15 protein-coding genes are annotated in these 15232 nt (G+C 42.3%); 14 read left to right on the top strand and 1 reads right to left on the bottom strand.

What is annotated here, in order from left to right:
• Window positions 1–50 precede the first annotated feature (50 nt).
• From CGB83_RS08530 to CGB83_RS08505, 6 genes are all read left to right on the top strand, one after another.
• A complete protein-coding gene (locus CGB83_RS08530; protein WP_100075414.1) occupies window positions 51–2384 on the top strand; it encodes a TonB-dependent receptor in 2334 nt (777 codons plus the stop codon).
• A gap of 8 nt (window positions 2385–2392) precedes the next feature.
• On the top strand, window positions 2393–3202 hold the full coding sequence (locus tag CGB83_RS08525) for a DUF4249 domain-containing protein (RefSeq protein WP_100075413.1): 810 nt from the start codon (window positions 2393–2395) through the stop codon (window positions 3200–3202).
• 267 nt (window positions 3203–3469) lie between these two features.
• A complete protein-coding gene (locus CGB83_RS08520; protein WP_100075412.1) occupies window positions 3470–3916 on the top strand; it encodes a 6-pyruvoyl trahydropterin synthase family protein in 447 nt (148 codons plus the stop codon).
• Window positions 3917–3936: 20 nt separating this feature from the next.
• Window positions 3937–4704 (top strand): UDP-2,3-diacylglucosamine diphosphatase, encoded by a 768-nt coding sequence (locus tag CGB83_RS08515; protein ID WP_100075411.1) that lies wholly within the window; start codon window positions 3937–3939, stop codon window positions 4702–4704.
• Between the two features lie 187 nt (window positions 4705–4891).
• Window positions 4892–5890: a LuxE/PaaK family acyltransferase gene (locus CGB83_RS08510; RefSeq protein WP_100075410.1), complete on the top strand. Its 999-nt coding sequence runs from the start codon at window positions 4892–4894 to the stop codon at window positions 5888–5890.
• Between the two features lie 142 nt (window positions 5891–6032).
• Window positions 6033–6578, top strand: coding sequence for a hypothetical protein (locus CGB83_RS08505; RefSeq protein WP_100075409.1), 546 nt, complete (start codon window positions 6033–6035; stop codon window positions 6576–6578).
• A gap of 28 nt (window positions 6579–6606) precedes the next feature.
• Here the strand turns inward: CGB83_RS08505 and aqpZ are convergent, their stop codons facing one another.
• The gene (aqpZ, locus tag CGB83_RS08500) at window positions 6607–7323 is read right to left on the bottom strand and encodes an aquaporin Z (protein ID WP_100075408.1); all 717 of its coding nucleotides are present in this window, start codon (window positions 7321–7323) and stop codon (window positions 6607–6609) included.
• 212 nt (window positions 7324–7535) lie between these two features.
• Between aqpZ and CGB83_RS08495 the strand changes: the two genes are divergently transcribed.
• The 8 genes from CGB83_RS08495 (at window position 7536) to CGB83_RS08460 (ending at window position 15121) form a co-directional block, all read left to right on the top strand.
• Complete coding sequence (locus tag CGB83_RS08495; RefSeq protein WP_100075407.1) at window positions 7536–8156, top strand: DUF5715 family protein; 621 nt, start codon at window positions 7536–7538, stop codon at window positions 8154–8156.
• 81 nt (window positions 8157–8237) lie between these two features.
• Complete coding sequence (locus CGB83_RS08490; RefSeq protein WP_100075406.1) at window positions 8238–8996, top strand: hypothetical protein; 759 nt, start codon at window positions 8238–8240, stop codon at window positions 8994–8996.
• Window positions 8980–9603 carry a hypothetical protein gene (locus CGB83_RS08485; RefSeq protein WP_172954693.1) on the top strand — a complete coding sequence of 208 codons (624 nt, stop codon included), beginning with the start codon at window positions 8980–8982 and terminating at the stop codon, window positions 9601–9603. The genes CGB83_RS08490 and CGB83_RS08485 overlap by 17 nt, the downstream gene beginning before the upstream one ends.
• 65 nt (window positions 9604–9668) lie before the next feature.
• Window positions 9669–10382 carry a sensor histidine kinase gene (locus CGB83_RS08480; RefSeq protein ID WP_228420136.1) on the top strand — a complete coding sequence of 238 codons (714 nt, stop codon included), beginning with the start codon at window positions 9669–9671 and terminating at the stop codon, window positions 10380–10382.
• Window positions 10351–11028 carry a response regulator transcription factor gene (locus tag CGB83_RS08475; protein ID WP_100075404.1) on the top strand — a complete coding sequence of 226 codons (678 nt, stop codon included), beginning with the start codon at window positions 10351–10353 and terminating at the stop codon, window positions 11026–11028. The genes CGB83_RS08480 and CGB83_RS08475 overlap by 32 nt, the downstream gene beginning before the upstream one ends.
• A 134-nt stretch (window positions 11029–11162) precedes the next feature.
• On the top strand, window positions 11163–12509 hold the full coding sequence (locus tag CGB83_RS08470) for a T6SS phospholipase effector Tle1-like catalytic domain-containing protein (protein ID WP_100075403.1): 1347 nt from the start codon (window positions 11163–11165) through the stop codon (window positions 12507–12509).
• Window positions 12510–12627: 118 nt separating this feature from the next.
• Complete coding sequence (locus tag CGB83_RS08465) at window positions 12628–14559, top strand: ABC-F family ATP-binding cassette domain-containing protein (protein WP_100075402.1); 1932 nt, start codon at window positions 12628–12630, stop codon at window positions 14557–14559.
• Between the two features lie 205 nt (window positions 14560–14764).
• Window positions 14765–15121, top strand: coding sequence for a hypothetical protein (locus CGB83_RS08460; RefSeq protein ID WP_172954692.1), 357 nt, complete (start codon window positions 14765–14767; stop codon window positions 15119–15121).
• Window positions 15122–15232: the final 111 nt, after the last annotated feature.

The following is a 15232-nucleotide window of genomic DNA, read 5'->3' as shown; positions in this document are numbered from 1 at the left end:
ACGGGAATGTGTTCTGTTTATTTTTAGTATTTTTATTTCAAATTGTAATAATGCACATATCATCCCTGAAAGTTGCCGCTTCCATAGCAGCAGTTTGTTTCAGTTCATTTGTTCTCGCGCAGGAGAAATATTCGGTAAGCGGGACAGTCAGAGACCAAAAAAACGGAGAATTGCTCCTGGGTGTTTCCGTAAAAGTTGCCGAAGATCCAAAGATTGCTGTCGTTGCCAACGAATACGGATTTTACTCCCTCTCTTTACCTAAAGGTACCTATACATTAGTGGTTTCCAACCCCGGATTCAAAGATTTCCGGCAAACCGTGAATGTTGAGCAGGATATCAAACAGAATATTCAGCTGGAACAGGAAGGGCAGGAAAGAACTGCAGAAATAGACGAAGTAGTTGTTTCGGCCGTAAAAAAAGATAAGAATCTTTCCACGGCACAAATGGGAACAGAAACGTTGAGCATTAAACAGATTGACAGGCTTCCCGTTCTGTTTGGTGAAAAAGATGTGATGAAAACCATCCAGCTTTTACCAGGAATCAAAAGTAACGGCGAAGGAAGCAGCGGCTTTTCCGTTCGGGGCGGCGCAACAGACCAGAATCTCATCCTTCTGGATGAGGCAGCTGTGTATAATGCATCGCATCTGTTGGGATTTTTCAGTACCTTCAACAGTGATGCACTGAAAGATGTAAGCATCATCAAAGGAAACAGCCCTGCCCAGTACGGAGGCCGGCTTTCATCCGTGCTTGATGTTAAAATGAAGGACGGGAATAACAAAGATTACAATATAAACGGCGGAATCGGCTTGATAAGCAGCAGGCTGAGTGTTGAAGGTCCCATACAGAAAGAAAAGTCGTCATTTATTGTTTCGGGAAGACGGACCTATGCCGATGTCTTTCTGAAAGCAACCGATGATTTTAAAGACAGCAAATTATATTTCTATGATTTAAACCTGAAAGCCAATTACCAGATTAATGATAATAACCGGCTTTACTTATCAGGCTATTTCGGAAGGGATGTTTTGGGCTTAGGCAATACTTTTTCTACAGACTGGGGCAATACCACGGCAACTTTACGCTGGAACAGCATCATCAACAGCAAGCTGTTTTCCAACACATCATTCATCTACAGCAATTACAATTATAATGTTGCCCTGAGCAGCAACAACAATACTTTCGGTCTGGATTCTAAGATTGAAGACTGGAATCTGAAACAGGATTTTTCATGGTTTGCCGGAAACAGCCATAATGTAAAGTTTGGCTTGCAATCCATTTACCATACCATAACGCCGAGCAGCGCTTCAGGAACCAGCGTGACCAGCTACCCGAGGAATCCGAGATATTCCTGGGAAAATGCGCTGTATATCAATGATGATTTTAAAGCAACGGAAAAGCTGACCATCAATTACGGAGCGAGGCTTTCATTATTCAGTATTTTAGGAGGGGATACTTTCAACACGTATGAAAACGGAATTGTAACTGATTCGGAATATCTGGAAAAGGGGAAAATCGGTAAAACGTATGTTAATCTTGAACCGAGGATCACAGCCAATTACAGAATTAATGAAGTAAGCAGTATAAAAGCGGGCTATTCCAGGAATACGCAGAACTTACATCTGTTAAGTAACAGCGGAAGCGGAAACCCCACTGACCAATGGATCGGAAGCAGCTACACCGTAAAACCTGAAATTGCAGATCAGGTAAGTGCAGGATATAGCAGGAATTTCAATAATAACAATTATGAATTGAATGCTGAAATCTATTACAAATCGATGCTGAATCAGATTGATTATAAAAACGGGGCGCAGATTACGTTCGATACTGCTGCTGACGTAGAAAGCGAATTATTATTCGGGAAAGGCAGGGCGTACGGACTGGAACTTATTGCCAAAAAGAAAAGCGGAGCACTGACCGGATGGATTTCCTATACCTTATCAAAAACAGAGCGGAAAATAAACGGGATCAATGATGATCAGTGGTATAATGCAAGACAGGATAAAACACATGACCTTTCCGTTGTGGCAACCTATCAGCTGAATCCGAGGTGGTCTTTTTCAGGATTATTTGTATACAGCACCGGGAATGCTGTGACTTTTCCTACCGGAAAATATCAACTGAACGGACAGACGGTTTTCCAGTACAGCAACAGGAATGCAGACAGGATGCCGGCTTATCACAGAATGGACCTGAGTGCCACGTACGAGCCGGAATCCAACAAACGTTTCAAAGGCTCCTGGTCATTCGGAGTCTATAATGTGTACGGGAGACAAAATGCGTATGCAATTACTTTTGAAGACAATCCAGATAAACCCGGAACGACAAGGGCCATACAGACCTCGTTATTCCGTTGGGTGCCGAACATCACCTATAATTTCAAATTTTAAACTTACCTATGAAAAATATATTTTTAATTATACTGTTCCTGTTTCTGGTTACCTCCTGTGAAAAGGAAATCGACCTCAACCTGGAAGACCAAAGCGGAAAGATCGTCATCGAAGGAAATGTAACTGACCAGGCCGGTCCGTATTACGTGAAAATTACAAGATCTGTCGCATTTACAGAAGCCAACCAATATCCTGCAATAGAGAATGCACAGGTAGTTTTGAGTGATAATGCCGGACAAGCCGAAACGCTGCAGTATATAGGGGACGGAACTTACCGTACTTCAGCTTTTGCCGGACAGGCAGGAAAGACCTATACACTGAAAATACAGGCAGATGGAAAAGAATATGTTTCCACAAGCACCATGCCCGAAGCCGTGGATTTTGACGGTCTGGAACAGGATTCCTTTACTGTCGGAGGTGAAAAAAGCTATACTCTCTTACCGGTTTTTACCGATCCCCAGACTTTGGGAAACCGGTATCTTTTTAAATACAGCATTAACAGCAATTCAAAAATCTACTTCACTGAATTTTCGGATAACGTGAATAATGGAATGCTGAACCAGCGACCCCTGCTGTTGCCCAACGACAATGGTAATAATCCGGATGATGTGAAAGTAGTGGCCGGGGATACCATTCATGTTGAAATGCAGTGTATTGACCAGAATGTCTATACTTTTTATTCCGCTTTGCTTCAGCTTTCAGGCGGTGGGCCCGGTGGCGGAATTACGCCTGCCAACCCGCCAGGTAATATAAGTAACGGTGCGCTGGGATATTTTTCTGCCCATACGGTAAGAAAAAGAAGTGTGAAGATATTATAGCTTGTGATCTGAAATTGTTAGGGATTCTATGATCTTCCAGACCCTGATTCCTGATGGCCTGGATAGACGGGTATCTTCTTCCGTCATGCTTGCTGGGCCGCAGTACAGAGCACCAGTTCATTTATCAGCAGATCCGGAATTCCGCTTCCGGAATAACAGCCAATTCTGCCTCTTTTCCGTGCCATACCATTGAAAGGATTAGGGTATTCCGTTTGTTATCAGTATGCAGCCCAATAAAACTCAAATCAAATTCCTTATCTTTGCATTATGATACGTATTACAAAAATTTTTACATTTGAAACCGCTCATGTACTGTATAATTACGACGGTAAATGTAAGAATATGCACGGGCATTCCTACAAACTGTTTGTAACGGTGAAGGGAAGGCCTGTTAATGATCTGGAGGATCCCAAGAATGGGATGGTGGTGGATTTCGGTGATATCAAAAGCATCGTAAAATCTGAAATAGTGGATGTGTGGGATCATGCGGTTCTTGTCAATGCGCTTTCCCCTCATAAAGAACTCGGGGACAACCTGGAAGAACAGGGGCACAAAGTGATCTACTGTACATTCCAGCCTACCTGTGAAAATATGCTGTATGCCATTGCATCCAAAATAAGGTCAAAACTTCCGGCCGGAATTTCCCTGGCCTATCTTAAACTTCACGAAACGGAAAACTCTTATGGAGAGTGGTTTGCAGAGGATAATCAGTAACTCATTCAAAAAGTCATTCGGTGTTAAAGACCATCATCAACCTAGAACCCGGGAAAAAGGTTTATTTTGCTTCAGACCAGCATTTCGGGGCTCCGGATCCTAAATCCAGCAAAGTACGGGAAGAGAAATTTATCCGTTGGATGGACGGAATCAAGAAGGATGCCCAGATTCTTTTCCTTATGGGGGACCTGTTTGATTTCTGGCATGAATGGACCTATGTGATTCCGAAAGGGTATGTTCGGGTCCTCGGAAAAATTGCTGAACTTAAAGACAGCGGTGTGCAGATTTACTTTTTCGTAGGTAACCATGATCTGTGGATGAAGGATTACCTGGAAGAGGAGATTGGATGCACCGTATTCTACCAGAAACAGTATTTTGAAATCAGCGGGAAACAGTTCCTGCTGGCTCATGGTGATGGCCTCGGTCCCGGTGATAAAGGCTACAAGCGTATGAAAAAATTGTTTACCAATCCGGTAGCCCAGTGGGCGTTCAAATGGCTGCACCCTGATATTGCGATGAAGATTGCATTGTATCTGTCCCAGAAGAATAAAATGATCTCCGGGGAAGAGGATAAGGAATTCCTGGGTGAAGATAAAGAGTTCCTGGTCATCTATTCCAAGGAAAAGCTGAAAACACAGCAGATTGATTATTTTATCTACGGCCACCGACACCTTCCTATGATTCTTACGCTGGAAGATAAGGCAAAATACATTAACCTGGGCGACTGGATATCTTACTATACCTATGGGGTATTTGAACAGGAATTTGAGCTGAAAACATTCGAGTAAAGACAAAAAAAATTACCCCTTGCGAGGTAATCTCCGAATGAAATATATTCATCCTTGTTTTTAATCCATATTCCGCATTGATAGTTGCAAGAAGCTTACCAAAAATTAAATTTTGAAGTAAAAAATCAGTAAAAAACAATACCTTTATGATAACTTATTCATACTGAGTGTTAAATATCATATTTCTATGTTAGCGAGCAAGATATTCGATATCAGAACTGAACCGGAATTTTTAAAGGCTGCCCTGGAAACATTCCGTTATCAGTATAACCATGTTGACGTATACAGGAAATTTGTGGATTACCTGAAGATCAACCCGGATGAGGTAAAGGGACTGTCAGACATCCCGTTTCTGCCGATCGAAATGTTCAAGAACCATGCTGTTTCAGATCAGCAGGCATTGCCGGAACTGTATTTTCAGAGTTCGGGGACAACCCGGATGAATCTTTCCAGGCATTATATTGCCGATGAAAACATGTACAAGGAAAGCATTGAGAAAAGTTTCAGTCAGTTCATCGGGCCGCCTGAAGACTATATTTTCCTCGGATTGCTGCCCAGCTATCTTGAACGGCAGAACTCCTCGTTGATTTATATGGTGGATGACCTGATGCAGAAATCCGGTAAGCCGGAAAACGGGTATTTCTTATACAATCATGCAGAGCTTCTGGAACTGCTGAATACGCTCGCAGGCAGGAAGGTCATTCTTTTCGGGGTTTCCTTTGCATTGCTTGATTTCCTGGATTACTGTACCGATCAACAGGGAGAAAAGATATTAGACCCATCGGAACAGCTGATCGTTATCGAAACCGGAGGCATGAAAGGCCGGAAAGAAGAAATGACCAAGGATGAGCTGCTCAGCATATTGCAGCAGGGATTCAGAACGGATAAGATTTATTCGGAATATTCGATGACAGAACTGCTTTCCCAGGCCTATTCCTTAGGGAAAAACGAATACCGTTGCCCAGGTTGGATGAAAGTAATGATCAGGAACGCAGAAGATCCTTTTGCCTATGAAAAAGAGGGAAGGACGGGAGCCATCAACATCATCGACCTGGCCAATATCCATTCATGTGCTTTTATTGCCACGCAGGATCTGGGGAAAGTGACGGAAGACCGCTTTCAGGTGCTGGGAAGGATAGACCATTCTGATATCAGAGGGTGTAGCCTGCTGGTGAGTGAACAGTAGATGGTATGGGAGAGTTTTAGTGTTGGAGAGTAGGAGTGTTGGAGCGTGGGAGAGTAAAGAGTGCGGGTGTTTTAGGGTATGGAGTATTTTGGGGTAGGTTTTTTGAGTTTATTGTGAATTTATTTAGGTTAGAGATTATTTTATGTTGAAGATTGAAGAGCTGGTACATGCTTTTATCCACAGTCACTGCAATTTTGAAAAGGAAATCGTGCTGACGAACCATTTTCAGGCAGACTGGGAAGCAGATGTACTGATTATTGATATGGACGGCTACAGCCATGAAATTGAGATCAAGCTGTCAAAAAGTGATTTTAAAAACGATTTTAAGAAATCCTATACGCATGCGGTAACCGGAGAAAAATTTCTGAAGCACGACAAGATTTCCTGCGGGGATTATGTGTGCAATGCATTCAGCTTCCTGCTTCCCATGGGGATGGTGGATCATTCGCTGATTCCTGAACACTGCGGGATCATTGAATTTTATCATAATGCAGATACCTGGGACACGGAGTTCTACAGCATACGCCAGCCGAAAAAGGTGCATGAGGACTCTTACTGGAAGCTGAACGATAAAGATCTTTTCCTTCGTAAAATGGCACAGAGCCTGTTGTACAGAAAAATGGAGATCAAAGGAAAGCATGAGGAACTTATTTTCAGGAATCCTTTTGAAATCAGAAAAACAAAATAAATCCTGCGCAAAGCAGGATTTATTTGGATTATACAGGTTCTTCTGTGTCCTTCTGCATCAGGTACCTGTAAATAAGCCCACCGGTTACCCCGCCGGCAATAGGAGCCAGCCAGAACAGCCAGAGCTGGGAAATGGCCACTCCGCCTACAAATATAGCCTGTGAAAGAGATCGTGCCGGATTCACGGATGTATTTGTGATCGGAATAGAAATCAGATGGATCAGCGTTAATGCCAGTCCGATGGCTATACCGGCAAATTTCCCGTTGGCCCACCGGTCTGTAGATCCCAGAATTACAATAAGGAAAAAAGCGGTTAGAAGGAATTCAGCCAGGAAAGCAGCACCCATCCCGAATGCTTTACCATTATAAACGGCTTCACCGTAAAAGTTAGTGGCAAAATCACCCGGCCTGGTAAAATGGACAGGACCTGCGCCGTTGAGGATGATATACAGGCATCCTGCGGCAGCAATGGCACCGATGCACTGAGCTATAACGTAAGGGATGAGTTCTTTAGCCGGAAACCTTCCGCCTGCAAGTAAGCCAAAAGAAACCGCAGGATTGAAATGCCCGCCGGAAATATGGCCGACCGCATAAGCCATTGTAAGTACACTGAGCCCGAAAGCAAGGGAAACACCCAGAAGGCCGATTCCTATATCAGAAATACCGGCAGCAAAAACGGCGCTGCCACAACCTCCGAATACAAGCCAGAACGTGCCGAAAAATTCGGCGAATAATTTTTTAGTCATTCAATGTGTTTTTAAATTCAGTCAAATTTAAAATTTTAAATTCAGAATAAAATCAATTATAAAATAAAAGATATTATGTTAATCCAGCTTTAAATTGGTTTATTATTGATTTTTAATCCCATTTTTTATATTAAATGCTATCATGATATGTATATTGTTTTTGACTTGTACGGCATAAATGTTTATTTTTATGTAAAATTAAAGGGTGATTCATGAAAAAAGTCCTGCTTGCTGTCTTATTATCGGGTTTCGGTAGCCTTTCTCTTGCTCAGGTTTCTAAAAAAAAGCTTCCGTGCTACGATATAAAACAAATGATGAGGGTGGAAGTGACCCCGCTGTATCAGCCGCATCTGGATGCTGCCAGAAGTTTCGGGATCAGGTTGCTGGAAGATGCTCCGATGGTTCAGAAATACATTGCCAGCGGAAAGCTGAAAAAGATCCAGAAAAACGGCAAAGGATATAAGATCCAGAAACTGGATTACAGCAGGCCATACATGGTAGGAAAGGCTAAAAGCACGCTCGAAAAGATGGGAGCAAGATTCAGCAGGGAAACTGGCGGCCATACCTTTACGGTTTCCTCCCTTACGCGGACGCTGGAAGACCAGTGCCGCCTGAGGCGTGTCAATGCCAATGCGGCTATCGGTATCAGTTCCCACAATTATGGAAACTCGTTCGATATTTCATACATACGTTTTAATGATGTGCTGAAATACAATCCTAAAATGGAAATTGCCCTTGAAAAGGTCCTGCAATACTACCTTAAAAAAGGTATGATCCTGTACATCAAGGAAAGGCAGCAAAGCTGTTACCATATTACAATAAGAAATTATTAATTGTCCTTCAATATGGTATAAATGTTTGCAGGGGTAATTTACTTTACATAATTTTGCAGCAATCATTTTAACCATGAGCTTATGACAACTTTAGACAACAGACAGTACCAGATGGCTTTAGAAGCCTGGATCACCAGCTGCAGAGATTTTTCAGCTCTTCAGAGCCTGGTCCCTACCAATTATGTTTTCAAACTTTCCTCGGAACAGATCCAGTGGATAGTACAAAGGAATAGAAACCAGGAATTTTCAGTGGAAATTGGAGTGTACAACAATCAGTTGATTATGATTCTGTGTCCTTTGGATGAAAGAGGGCAGAAATTATTTATCAATGATTTTCCCTACAGTATTCTGTCTCCCCTTAGTCAAGATATTACATTAACCCAGACTCAGCAGTACGTAGTCGTAAACAATGCCGTTATCTCTACCGACCTGCGCAGGATAGACAATACCTCAGATACTTCTTTCCCGGTATACAGTAAGCCGATGATGGCTCAGGATAAAGCGGTAGAAGCTATTGAAGCGTGGAGAAATGAAGGGGCCAACTGGTTCTATTACGAATGCACCGAGCAGGGCGGAACCCGGATTTTCAACAAGTTTTTTGTGCCGTCCAGCAATATCAATCCAAAAAACGATCACGATGAAGCCCCTACCAGCATTGTGTGTGCATTCGGGCTGAAATATTCCGATATTTACCAGAGGATGATGGTCACCCTTATTTTTATTTCTTTTTATGGAATGAATGAGGGGAATGGAAGCATCACCACCATTTCCAATACCTATGATTGGTCACAGCCGTGCCCGCCGTTCAGAATAGCGATATCTGATGCTACTGGGATTTAAAATCATACTCTATTTAAATAACAGTCTGTTATTGCTGTGCTTTATACTCGGTATAAGCAGGCTCAGACTATTAAATAACAAAGAAAAATGGTATATTTTTTATATCATTTTTCTTTTCATTATTGAGGCTTCTACTAAGGTCGCCCTGTATTCTTTCGGTCTTCCGGATGCCAACTTTCTGTACCCGCTCTACATCGCGGGAGAATTTTTTATTCTGAATTTTCTTTTTTCAGAGAAAAATAATGTTTCTCAACGTTTTGTTTTGCCCGTGTTGGTATTGGCACTGATTTTCGTACTGGTCAATGGATACATGCAGCCGATGGTTGACCTTGATGATATAAAGGTGATCTCCAATATCATCATCATCTGCTTTGCCGGCTATACGCTGATCCGTGAAATAAAAGAAAAACATTTTGCCAACCGTTTTCTGTTTGCAGATGCCTGTATATTCCTCTATTATTCCGTATCGGTATTCACCTTTATCATACAGCAGCAGCTCGGCTCCATATCCCAGCTGAATGCAAGCCTTATCTGGGGACTGAATAACCTGTTGTCCAGTGTGGTATACGGATCATTAATCTATACCTTTTTAAAATTAAAGAAGTAACCTTAAATATCAGCTCCCTTCTGCTTATAATTGTTGCCGTAACAGTTATCGTAGGCTTTGGCCTGATGGCATACCGTGCTTTCATTACCAGGATTATCGAAGAAAAAAATGCCCAGTATGAAGCCGAAGTACACCATCAGAAAAGCCTGGTGCTGGAAAATATCAGGGCTCAGGAAGAAGAGCGCAAACGGATCGCGGTCATGATTCATGATGACATCGGGAACCGGCTTAATATTCTTTCCCTGTGGCTTAATAACCTGGATACCAAAGGAGACGAGCTCATCAGGAAAAATATAGCCGCACAGATGTCTTCCCTGATCGATGCGGCCAGGACAATTTCCCATTCATTATATCCGGTAAACCTGGAATCTGTTGGCCTGGTTCTGTACATCGAGGAACTGATGGCCAATTTATCCCACAGGATTAATATTTCACTGAATGTAAGTCCTAAATACAAAAAAAAGAATATCTTTATAGAAGTACAATTGTACAGGATTATCCAGGAATTCACCACCAATGTCCTGAAGCATTCCGAAGCGACAAGAGTCTGGATCTATATTAAGGATAATCCTGATAACCTTTCTGTGGTTATTTCGGATAACGGGCAGAGTTTTGAATACGAAGCCGTAAAAAAGGGCATGGGCATTAAAAATATCGAATCCCGTATTAAGTCCATGAACGCAGCACACAAATGGAAAAATATTTTGAATAAAGGAAGCCGTTTAATCATTAAAATTCCATACCCTAATGAATCCTCCTATCAAGATAGCCCTGATTGATGACGAACAACTCATCCTTGAAGGCGTAAAAATGCTGCTGTCTACGGAACAAAATATCTCAGTGTGCCTCACATCCAACAGCGGGCCCGATTTTATTGAACGCCTTACAGGCCTTGAAGCCGGTGAATTTCCCGACATTGCTCTGGTAGACGTCCAGATGCAGCCAATGAACGGGTTTGAACTGGTCGCCATACTCAAAGAAAAATACCCTGACCTGAAGATTATCATCCTTTCTTCACACTATAAAACCTCCATTCTGGGTTATATGGTTAAATTAGGCGTATCCGCATTCCTGCCCAAAAATTCGGATAGGAAAACCTTTATAGAAGCGATTACCATGGTCCATAGGAATGGCGTGTTCTTTACACCCGGAGACCATCAGATGCTACTTTCCTACATGAACAGCACTACTAAAAAGAAAAGCCTTTTTGAAATGGATGATGAGCTTTCCGAACGTGAAAAAGATGTGGTTAAACTCATCTGTCAGGAATTTACTAATCACGAGATTGCCGACAAGCTGTTTATCAGTCCGCGGACCGTGGAAAGCCACCGCCAGCGCATTGTGGATAAGATAGGGGCTAAAAATACCGTAGGGATTGTCATCTATGCCATCATCAACAACATCCACCCGTTAGAAAGAATTTAGTTCCGTAGAAATACGGAATTTTTTATTTGGTATTTTGTACGGTAGTAATCCGTTTTTTTTCATTGTTATTTTGTTCATCCCAATACGGCTTCGACAATATGAGTCCCTGCTGAAATGGTCTAGCAGATATAAGAATGAAAAACAACATAGTCTCTCTCGGTATTTTTTTCGACGGAACAGGAAACAACGGAATCAATGCTGGTTCCCCGGTAAAGCCGGCAAAAAATAACGAAAGCTATTATGGCTGCCCTACGAATATTTACAAGCTTTTCAGTTTGTTCCAGGACAATGAAAAGATATATATTGAAGGGATAGGGACCGTAACCGGTGCCGAGGACAGTGATTTTGCGATGGCCATCTGTAAAAATCCAAAAGGATTTCACGGGTATTCATCCGATGATAAGCTGGCGGCAGCCTCTGCTTTTGTGCATGAAAAACTCCGGGAACCTGCTGAAGAATATCATTTTTATGTGTACGGGTTCAGCCGTGGCGCCATGCTGGCCAGGACTTTCTGTAACGAACTGATGCTATCTGCCGGGCACTATTGCGGAAAAACCGTCAGGATCAGATTTTTAGGCGTTTTTGATACGGTGGAATCAGCTCCTTTCAATACGTATGATGTCACAGTACACGAAGCTGTTGAGGCCGGACTGCACATCTGTGCCGTGAATGAATGCCGGTACTTTTTCCCGCTTACAGGCCTCTTTGAAGAGTCAAAAGATAAAATGGATTCTGAATTCCGTACCGAACAGGGCTTTCTCAGGGAAGTTTTTGTTCCCGGCGTACATGCTGATATAGGCGGCGGATATCTTGAGGCTTCACAGTCTGTATATATTTCCGGGGAACATATTACCAACAATGATGTGGTATATTACGTGGAAAATATAAGAAATACGGCTAAGGATGCCTCAGGGCATAAGATCTGGAAATATCCCCTGACGAATTATGAAATTGATGAAGGGCTGTTTTCTTCACAGGCCTATATCATCAGAGATACGGTCTATAATGACCTTTCAAAAATATACGGCTTGCTGATGCTGGAAGAATCCAATGGGATCACTCCGGTTTTTAATACCGATTTTAAAGATTCAGATTTTGCTGTTGATTATAACAAACATCCTTATCTGTCAGAACTGTCAGACGGGTTACGTAGGTACATGAAGTTGTTCCCTTCCGGTACCAAACCGGTATATGATTATCAGAAACTCGCCGGTTACCTTCATATTTCTGCCAATTTCGGCCTGTACAAAAATTTTTCAGCAGAAAATACAGAAGTAGATGCGGAACTCATCAACAACGGGCTCAATATGCCGAGCAATGCCAAAGGTTACCATGTGGATTCGGTAGATTCGGTGGTACAGTCGGACGTTATGCTCCCGGAAGATTCCATTATAGATTACGCTTTTGGTACCAATATTCCTAACAACAGTGATTGGAACCGTACGATATTGATAAAGGAAAATTTTTATAACAAATGTTAGTCCTTTTCAGTTTTAATTTAGGTGTGAGCTGCCAGGTTAGGCAGCTCTTTTTTATTTATGGGTAATTTCGTTTCTTTTTCCGTATTTTTGCCCCCGGAAATTTTAATCATTATTTACAATGCTTTCGGTTCAAGGTTTAGGATTACATCATTCGGGAAATTATCTGTTTCAAAATGTGAATTTCACCATCAAAAAAGATGATAAAATAGGATTGGTCGGTAAAAACGGGGCCGGAAAATCCACATTGCTGAAAATGCTCTCCGGAGAAATTACTTTCTATGAGGGAAATGTGGTTCCCGAAGGAAATATTACCATCGGATTCCTGAAACAGGATCTGGATTTTGTAAAAGGCCGAACCGTATGGAATGAAACCATGCAGGCTTTTGAGCAGATTAATGCCTGGAAAGAAGAGCTGGAGGAAGTCAACCATCAGATGACGGTAAGAACTGATTACGAAAGTGATTCCTACACGGACCTGATTAATAAAATGACTGAACTTAACGACCTTCTGATGCATCATGATGCCTATAATCTGGAAGGTGATGTAGAAAAAGTACTCTTCGGGTTAGGTTTTAAGGCCGATGATTTCCAGAAAATAACCGACGAATTTTCAGGAGGCTGGAGAATGAGGATTGAACTGGCCAAGCTGCTGCTTCAGAAAAATGACCTGATGCTTCTCGATGAGCCTACCAACCACCTGGATATGGAGTCCATCATCTGGCTGGAGAACTTCCTGAAAGATTATCCCGGAGCCATTGTTCTGGTAAGCCACGATAAGCAGTTCATGACGGCCGTATGCAACCGTACTTTTGATGTGAACAACAGAAAAGTCGATGATTATAAGGCTAACTATTCCAAATACCTCATCATGCGTGAAGACCGCCGTGAAAAACTGATTCAGGCCAAAAAGAATCAGGATGCGGAAATCAAGCAGATGGAAGACAATATTAACAAGTTCCGTGCAAGCGCAACAAAAGCTTCTTTTGCTCAGTCACTAATCAAGAAGCTGGATAAAATCGAACGTATTGAAGTGGATAACGAAGACGTTTCCAAATTCAACATCCGTTTCGTACAGTCCGTAGTGCCGGGTAAAGTGATCTTCGAGGCTGAAAACTTAGGAAAAGCCTATGGCGAAAAGCAGATTTTTGATGATGTGGATTTTATCGTCCAGAGAGGCGACAGGATTGCGCTGCTTGGGCAGAACGGACAGGGAAAAACGACGCTGGCCAAAATCCTGGCCGGAGATATCAAAGATTATTCAGGTTCATGGAACCTTGGGCATAATGTAAATATCGGGTACTTTGCCCAGAACCAGGAAGAAGTTTTAACACCGAACAAAACCGTCCAGGAAGAGGCGGAAGATGCCGCAACGGAAGAAACGAGGCCCAGAGTCCGTGATTTGTTAGGGTCTTTCCTGTTCCAGGGCGAAGCGGTCAATAAAAAGACAAAAGTACTTTCCGGAGGAGAAAGGAACCGTCTGGCACTCTGTAAGCTGCTGCTGCGTCCGTTCAACACCCTGATCATGGACGAACCTACCAACCACCTGGATATCCAGTCCAAAGAAATCATCAAGCTGGCTTTACAGAAGTTTGAAGGTACCCTGATTGTCATTTCGCACGACAGGGAGTTTCTTCAGGGGCTTTGTGACAAGATTTACGAATTCCGTGACGGAAAGATGAAGGAATTCTTAGGAGATATCAATGAATACCTTGAATTCAGGCAGAAAGAATCCATCCGGGAAATCTCGGCAGAAAAAGCGAAGCTGCACAATGAAGCTCCGAAAACGGAGGTGAAAAAAACGGAAGTCAAAGCTGAAGCGGCTGCCGTCCAGCCATCAGCTGCCGTAAGCAAAGAGCAGAAAAATATTCAGAATAAAATTAAAAAAGTAGAAGAGAAAATTGCTGAACTTGAAACAAAAGTAGAGGAATTCGAAACTTCTTTCACCAGAGAAAACCCTTCTGAAGAGACCCTGGAAAAATATAACAAGGTAAAAGAAGAGCTGGAACTGGCTTTACAGGAGTGGGAATATCTGGGTTCACAGCTGGACTAATCCTTTTACTCCGGAATGATGTGTCGTGCTGATTTAAATAACACTCCGGATGCTGATGTTTTTAACGTTTTGAAGGAGTACACACTATGGCTGTGCGGTTATTTATTGTCTTGGGACCATACACTTCTGCATCTGCTGCCTTTCAGAAAAGCATTTTAAGGAAACTTTAATAGGGTTTTCTGATTTATTTTTATACTTTTGAAGCATGATTTTTAGAGAAAACAGAAATCTGAAAAGTTTTATTTCCAAATTGCTGTTTGGAATATACTTTCTGGCGCTGTTTTCCCAAAGCTTCCATCACCATGATCCGGCTGATATTTTTAAGGGATTCAACCTTAAGAAGACGGAAAATGCCATGAAGGAGGCTGTTTCCAAAAATAAAGCCGGCGACTGTCTTGCATGTCATTTCCTGGCTACCGGAAATACCCTGGTCCCTGAAGAATTCAGTTTAACTTTTGATCATGTCTCTTGTGAGTCTGAACTGTTGATTGCTATTCAGGAAAGACTGTGGGAGCAGACCAAATTTACTTTCAGGCTCCGCGGGCCCCCTTCAGTTTCTTAATTTACATTTTACTTTCTCGATTTTAATGGATTTTACTGTCCGTAGCGGTACCTATATCTGCTCAAATGGTTACACATATGATCTGGCGGTTATAGTGTGAATCATAAGAAT

Origin of the sequence: Chryseobacterium camelliae (assembly GCF_002770595.1) — a bacterium.
In the GTDB taxonomy this organism is placed as follows: Bacteria; Bacteroidota; Bacteroidia; order Flavobacteriales; family Weeksellaceae; genus Chryseobacterium; species Chryseobacterium camelliae.
The sequence above is the reverse complement of the archived record's forward strand: the minus strand, read 5'-3'. Positions and strand labels throughout refer to the sequence as shown.

Coding starts and splice junctions, on each gene's coding strand:
- aqpZ (WP_100075408.1), bottom strand. CDS start 7,323: ATGACTAAAAAATTATTCGCCGAATTTTTCGGCACGTTCTGGCTTGTA.
- CGB83_RS08490 (WP_100075406.1), top strand. CDS start 8,238: ATGACAACTTTAGACAACAGACAGTACCAGATGGCTTTAGAAGCCTGG.
- CGB83_RS08465 (WP_100075402.1), top strand. CDS start 12,628: ATGCTTTCGGTTCAAGGTTTAGGATTACATCATTCGGGAAATTATCTG.
- CGB83_RS08495 (WP_100075407.1), top strand. CDS start 7,536: ATGAAAAAAGTCCTGCTTGCTGTCTTATTATCGGGTTTCGGTAGCCTT.
- CGB83_RS08510 (WP_100075410.1), top strand. CDS start 4,892: ATGTTAGCGAGCAAGATATTCGATATCAGAACTGAACCGGAATTTTTA.
- CGB83_RS08480 (WP_228420136.1), top strand. CDS start 9,669: ATGGCATACCGTGCTTTCATTACCAGGATTATCGAAGAAAAAAATGCC.
- CGB83_RS08485 (WP_172954693.1), top strand. CDS start 8,980: ATGCTACTGGGATTTAAAATCATACTCTATTTAAATAACAGTCTGTTA.
- CGB83_RS08520 (WP_100075412.1), top strand. CDS start 3,470: ATGATACGTATTACAAAAATTTTTACATTTGAAACCGCTCATGTACTG.
- CGB83_RS08525 (WP_100075413.1), top strand. CDS start 2,393: ATGAAAAATATATTTTTAATTATACTGTTCCTGTTTCTGGTTACCTCC.
- CGB83_RS08470 (WP_100075403.1), top strand. CDS start 11,163: ATGAAAAACAACATAGTCTCTCTCGGTATTTTTTTCGACGGAACAGGA.
- CGB83_RS08505 (WP_100075409.1), top strand. CDS start 6,033: ATGTTGAAGATTGAAGAGCTGGTACATGCTTTTATCCACAGTCACTGC.
- CGB83_RS08475 (WP_100075404.1), top strand. CDS start 10,351: ATGAATCCTCCTATCAAGATAGCCCTGATTGATGACGAACAACTCATC.
- CGB83_RS08530 (WP_100075414.1), top strand. CDS start 51: ATGCACATATCATCCCTGAAAGTTGCCGCTTCCATAGCAGCAGTTTGT.
- CGB83_RS08460 (WP_172954692.1), top strand. CDS start 14,765: ATGATTTTTAGAGAAAACAGAAATCTGAAAAGTTTTATTTCCAAATTG.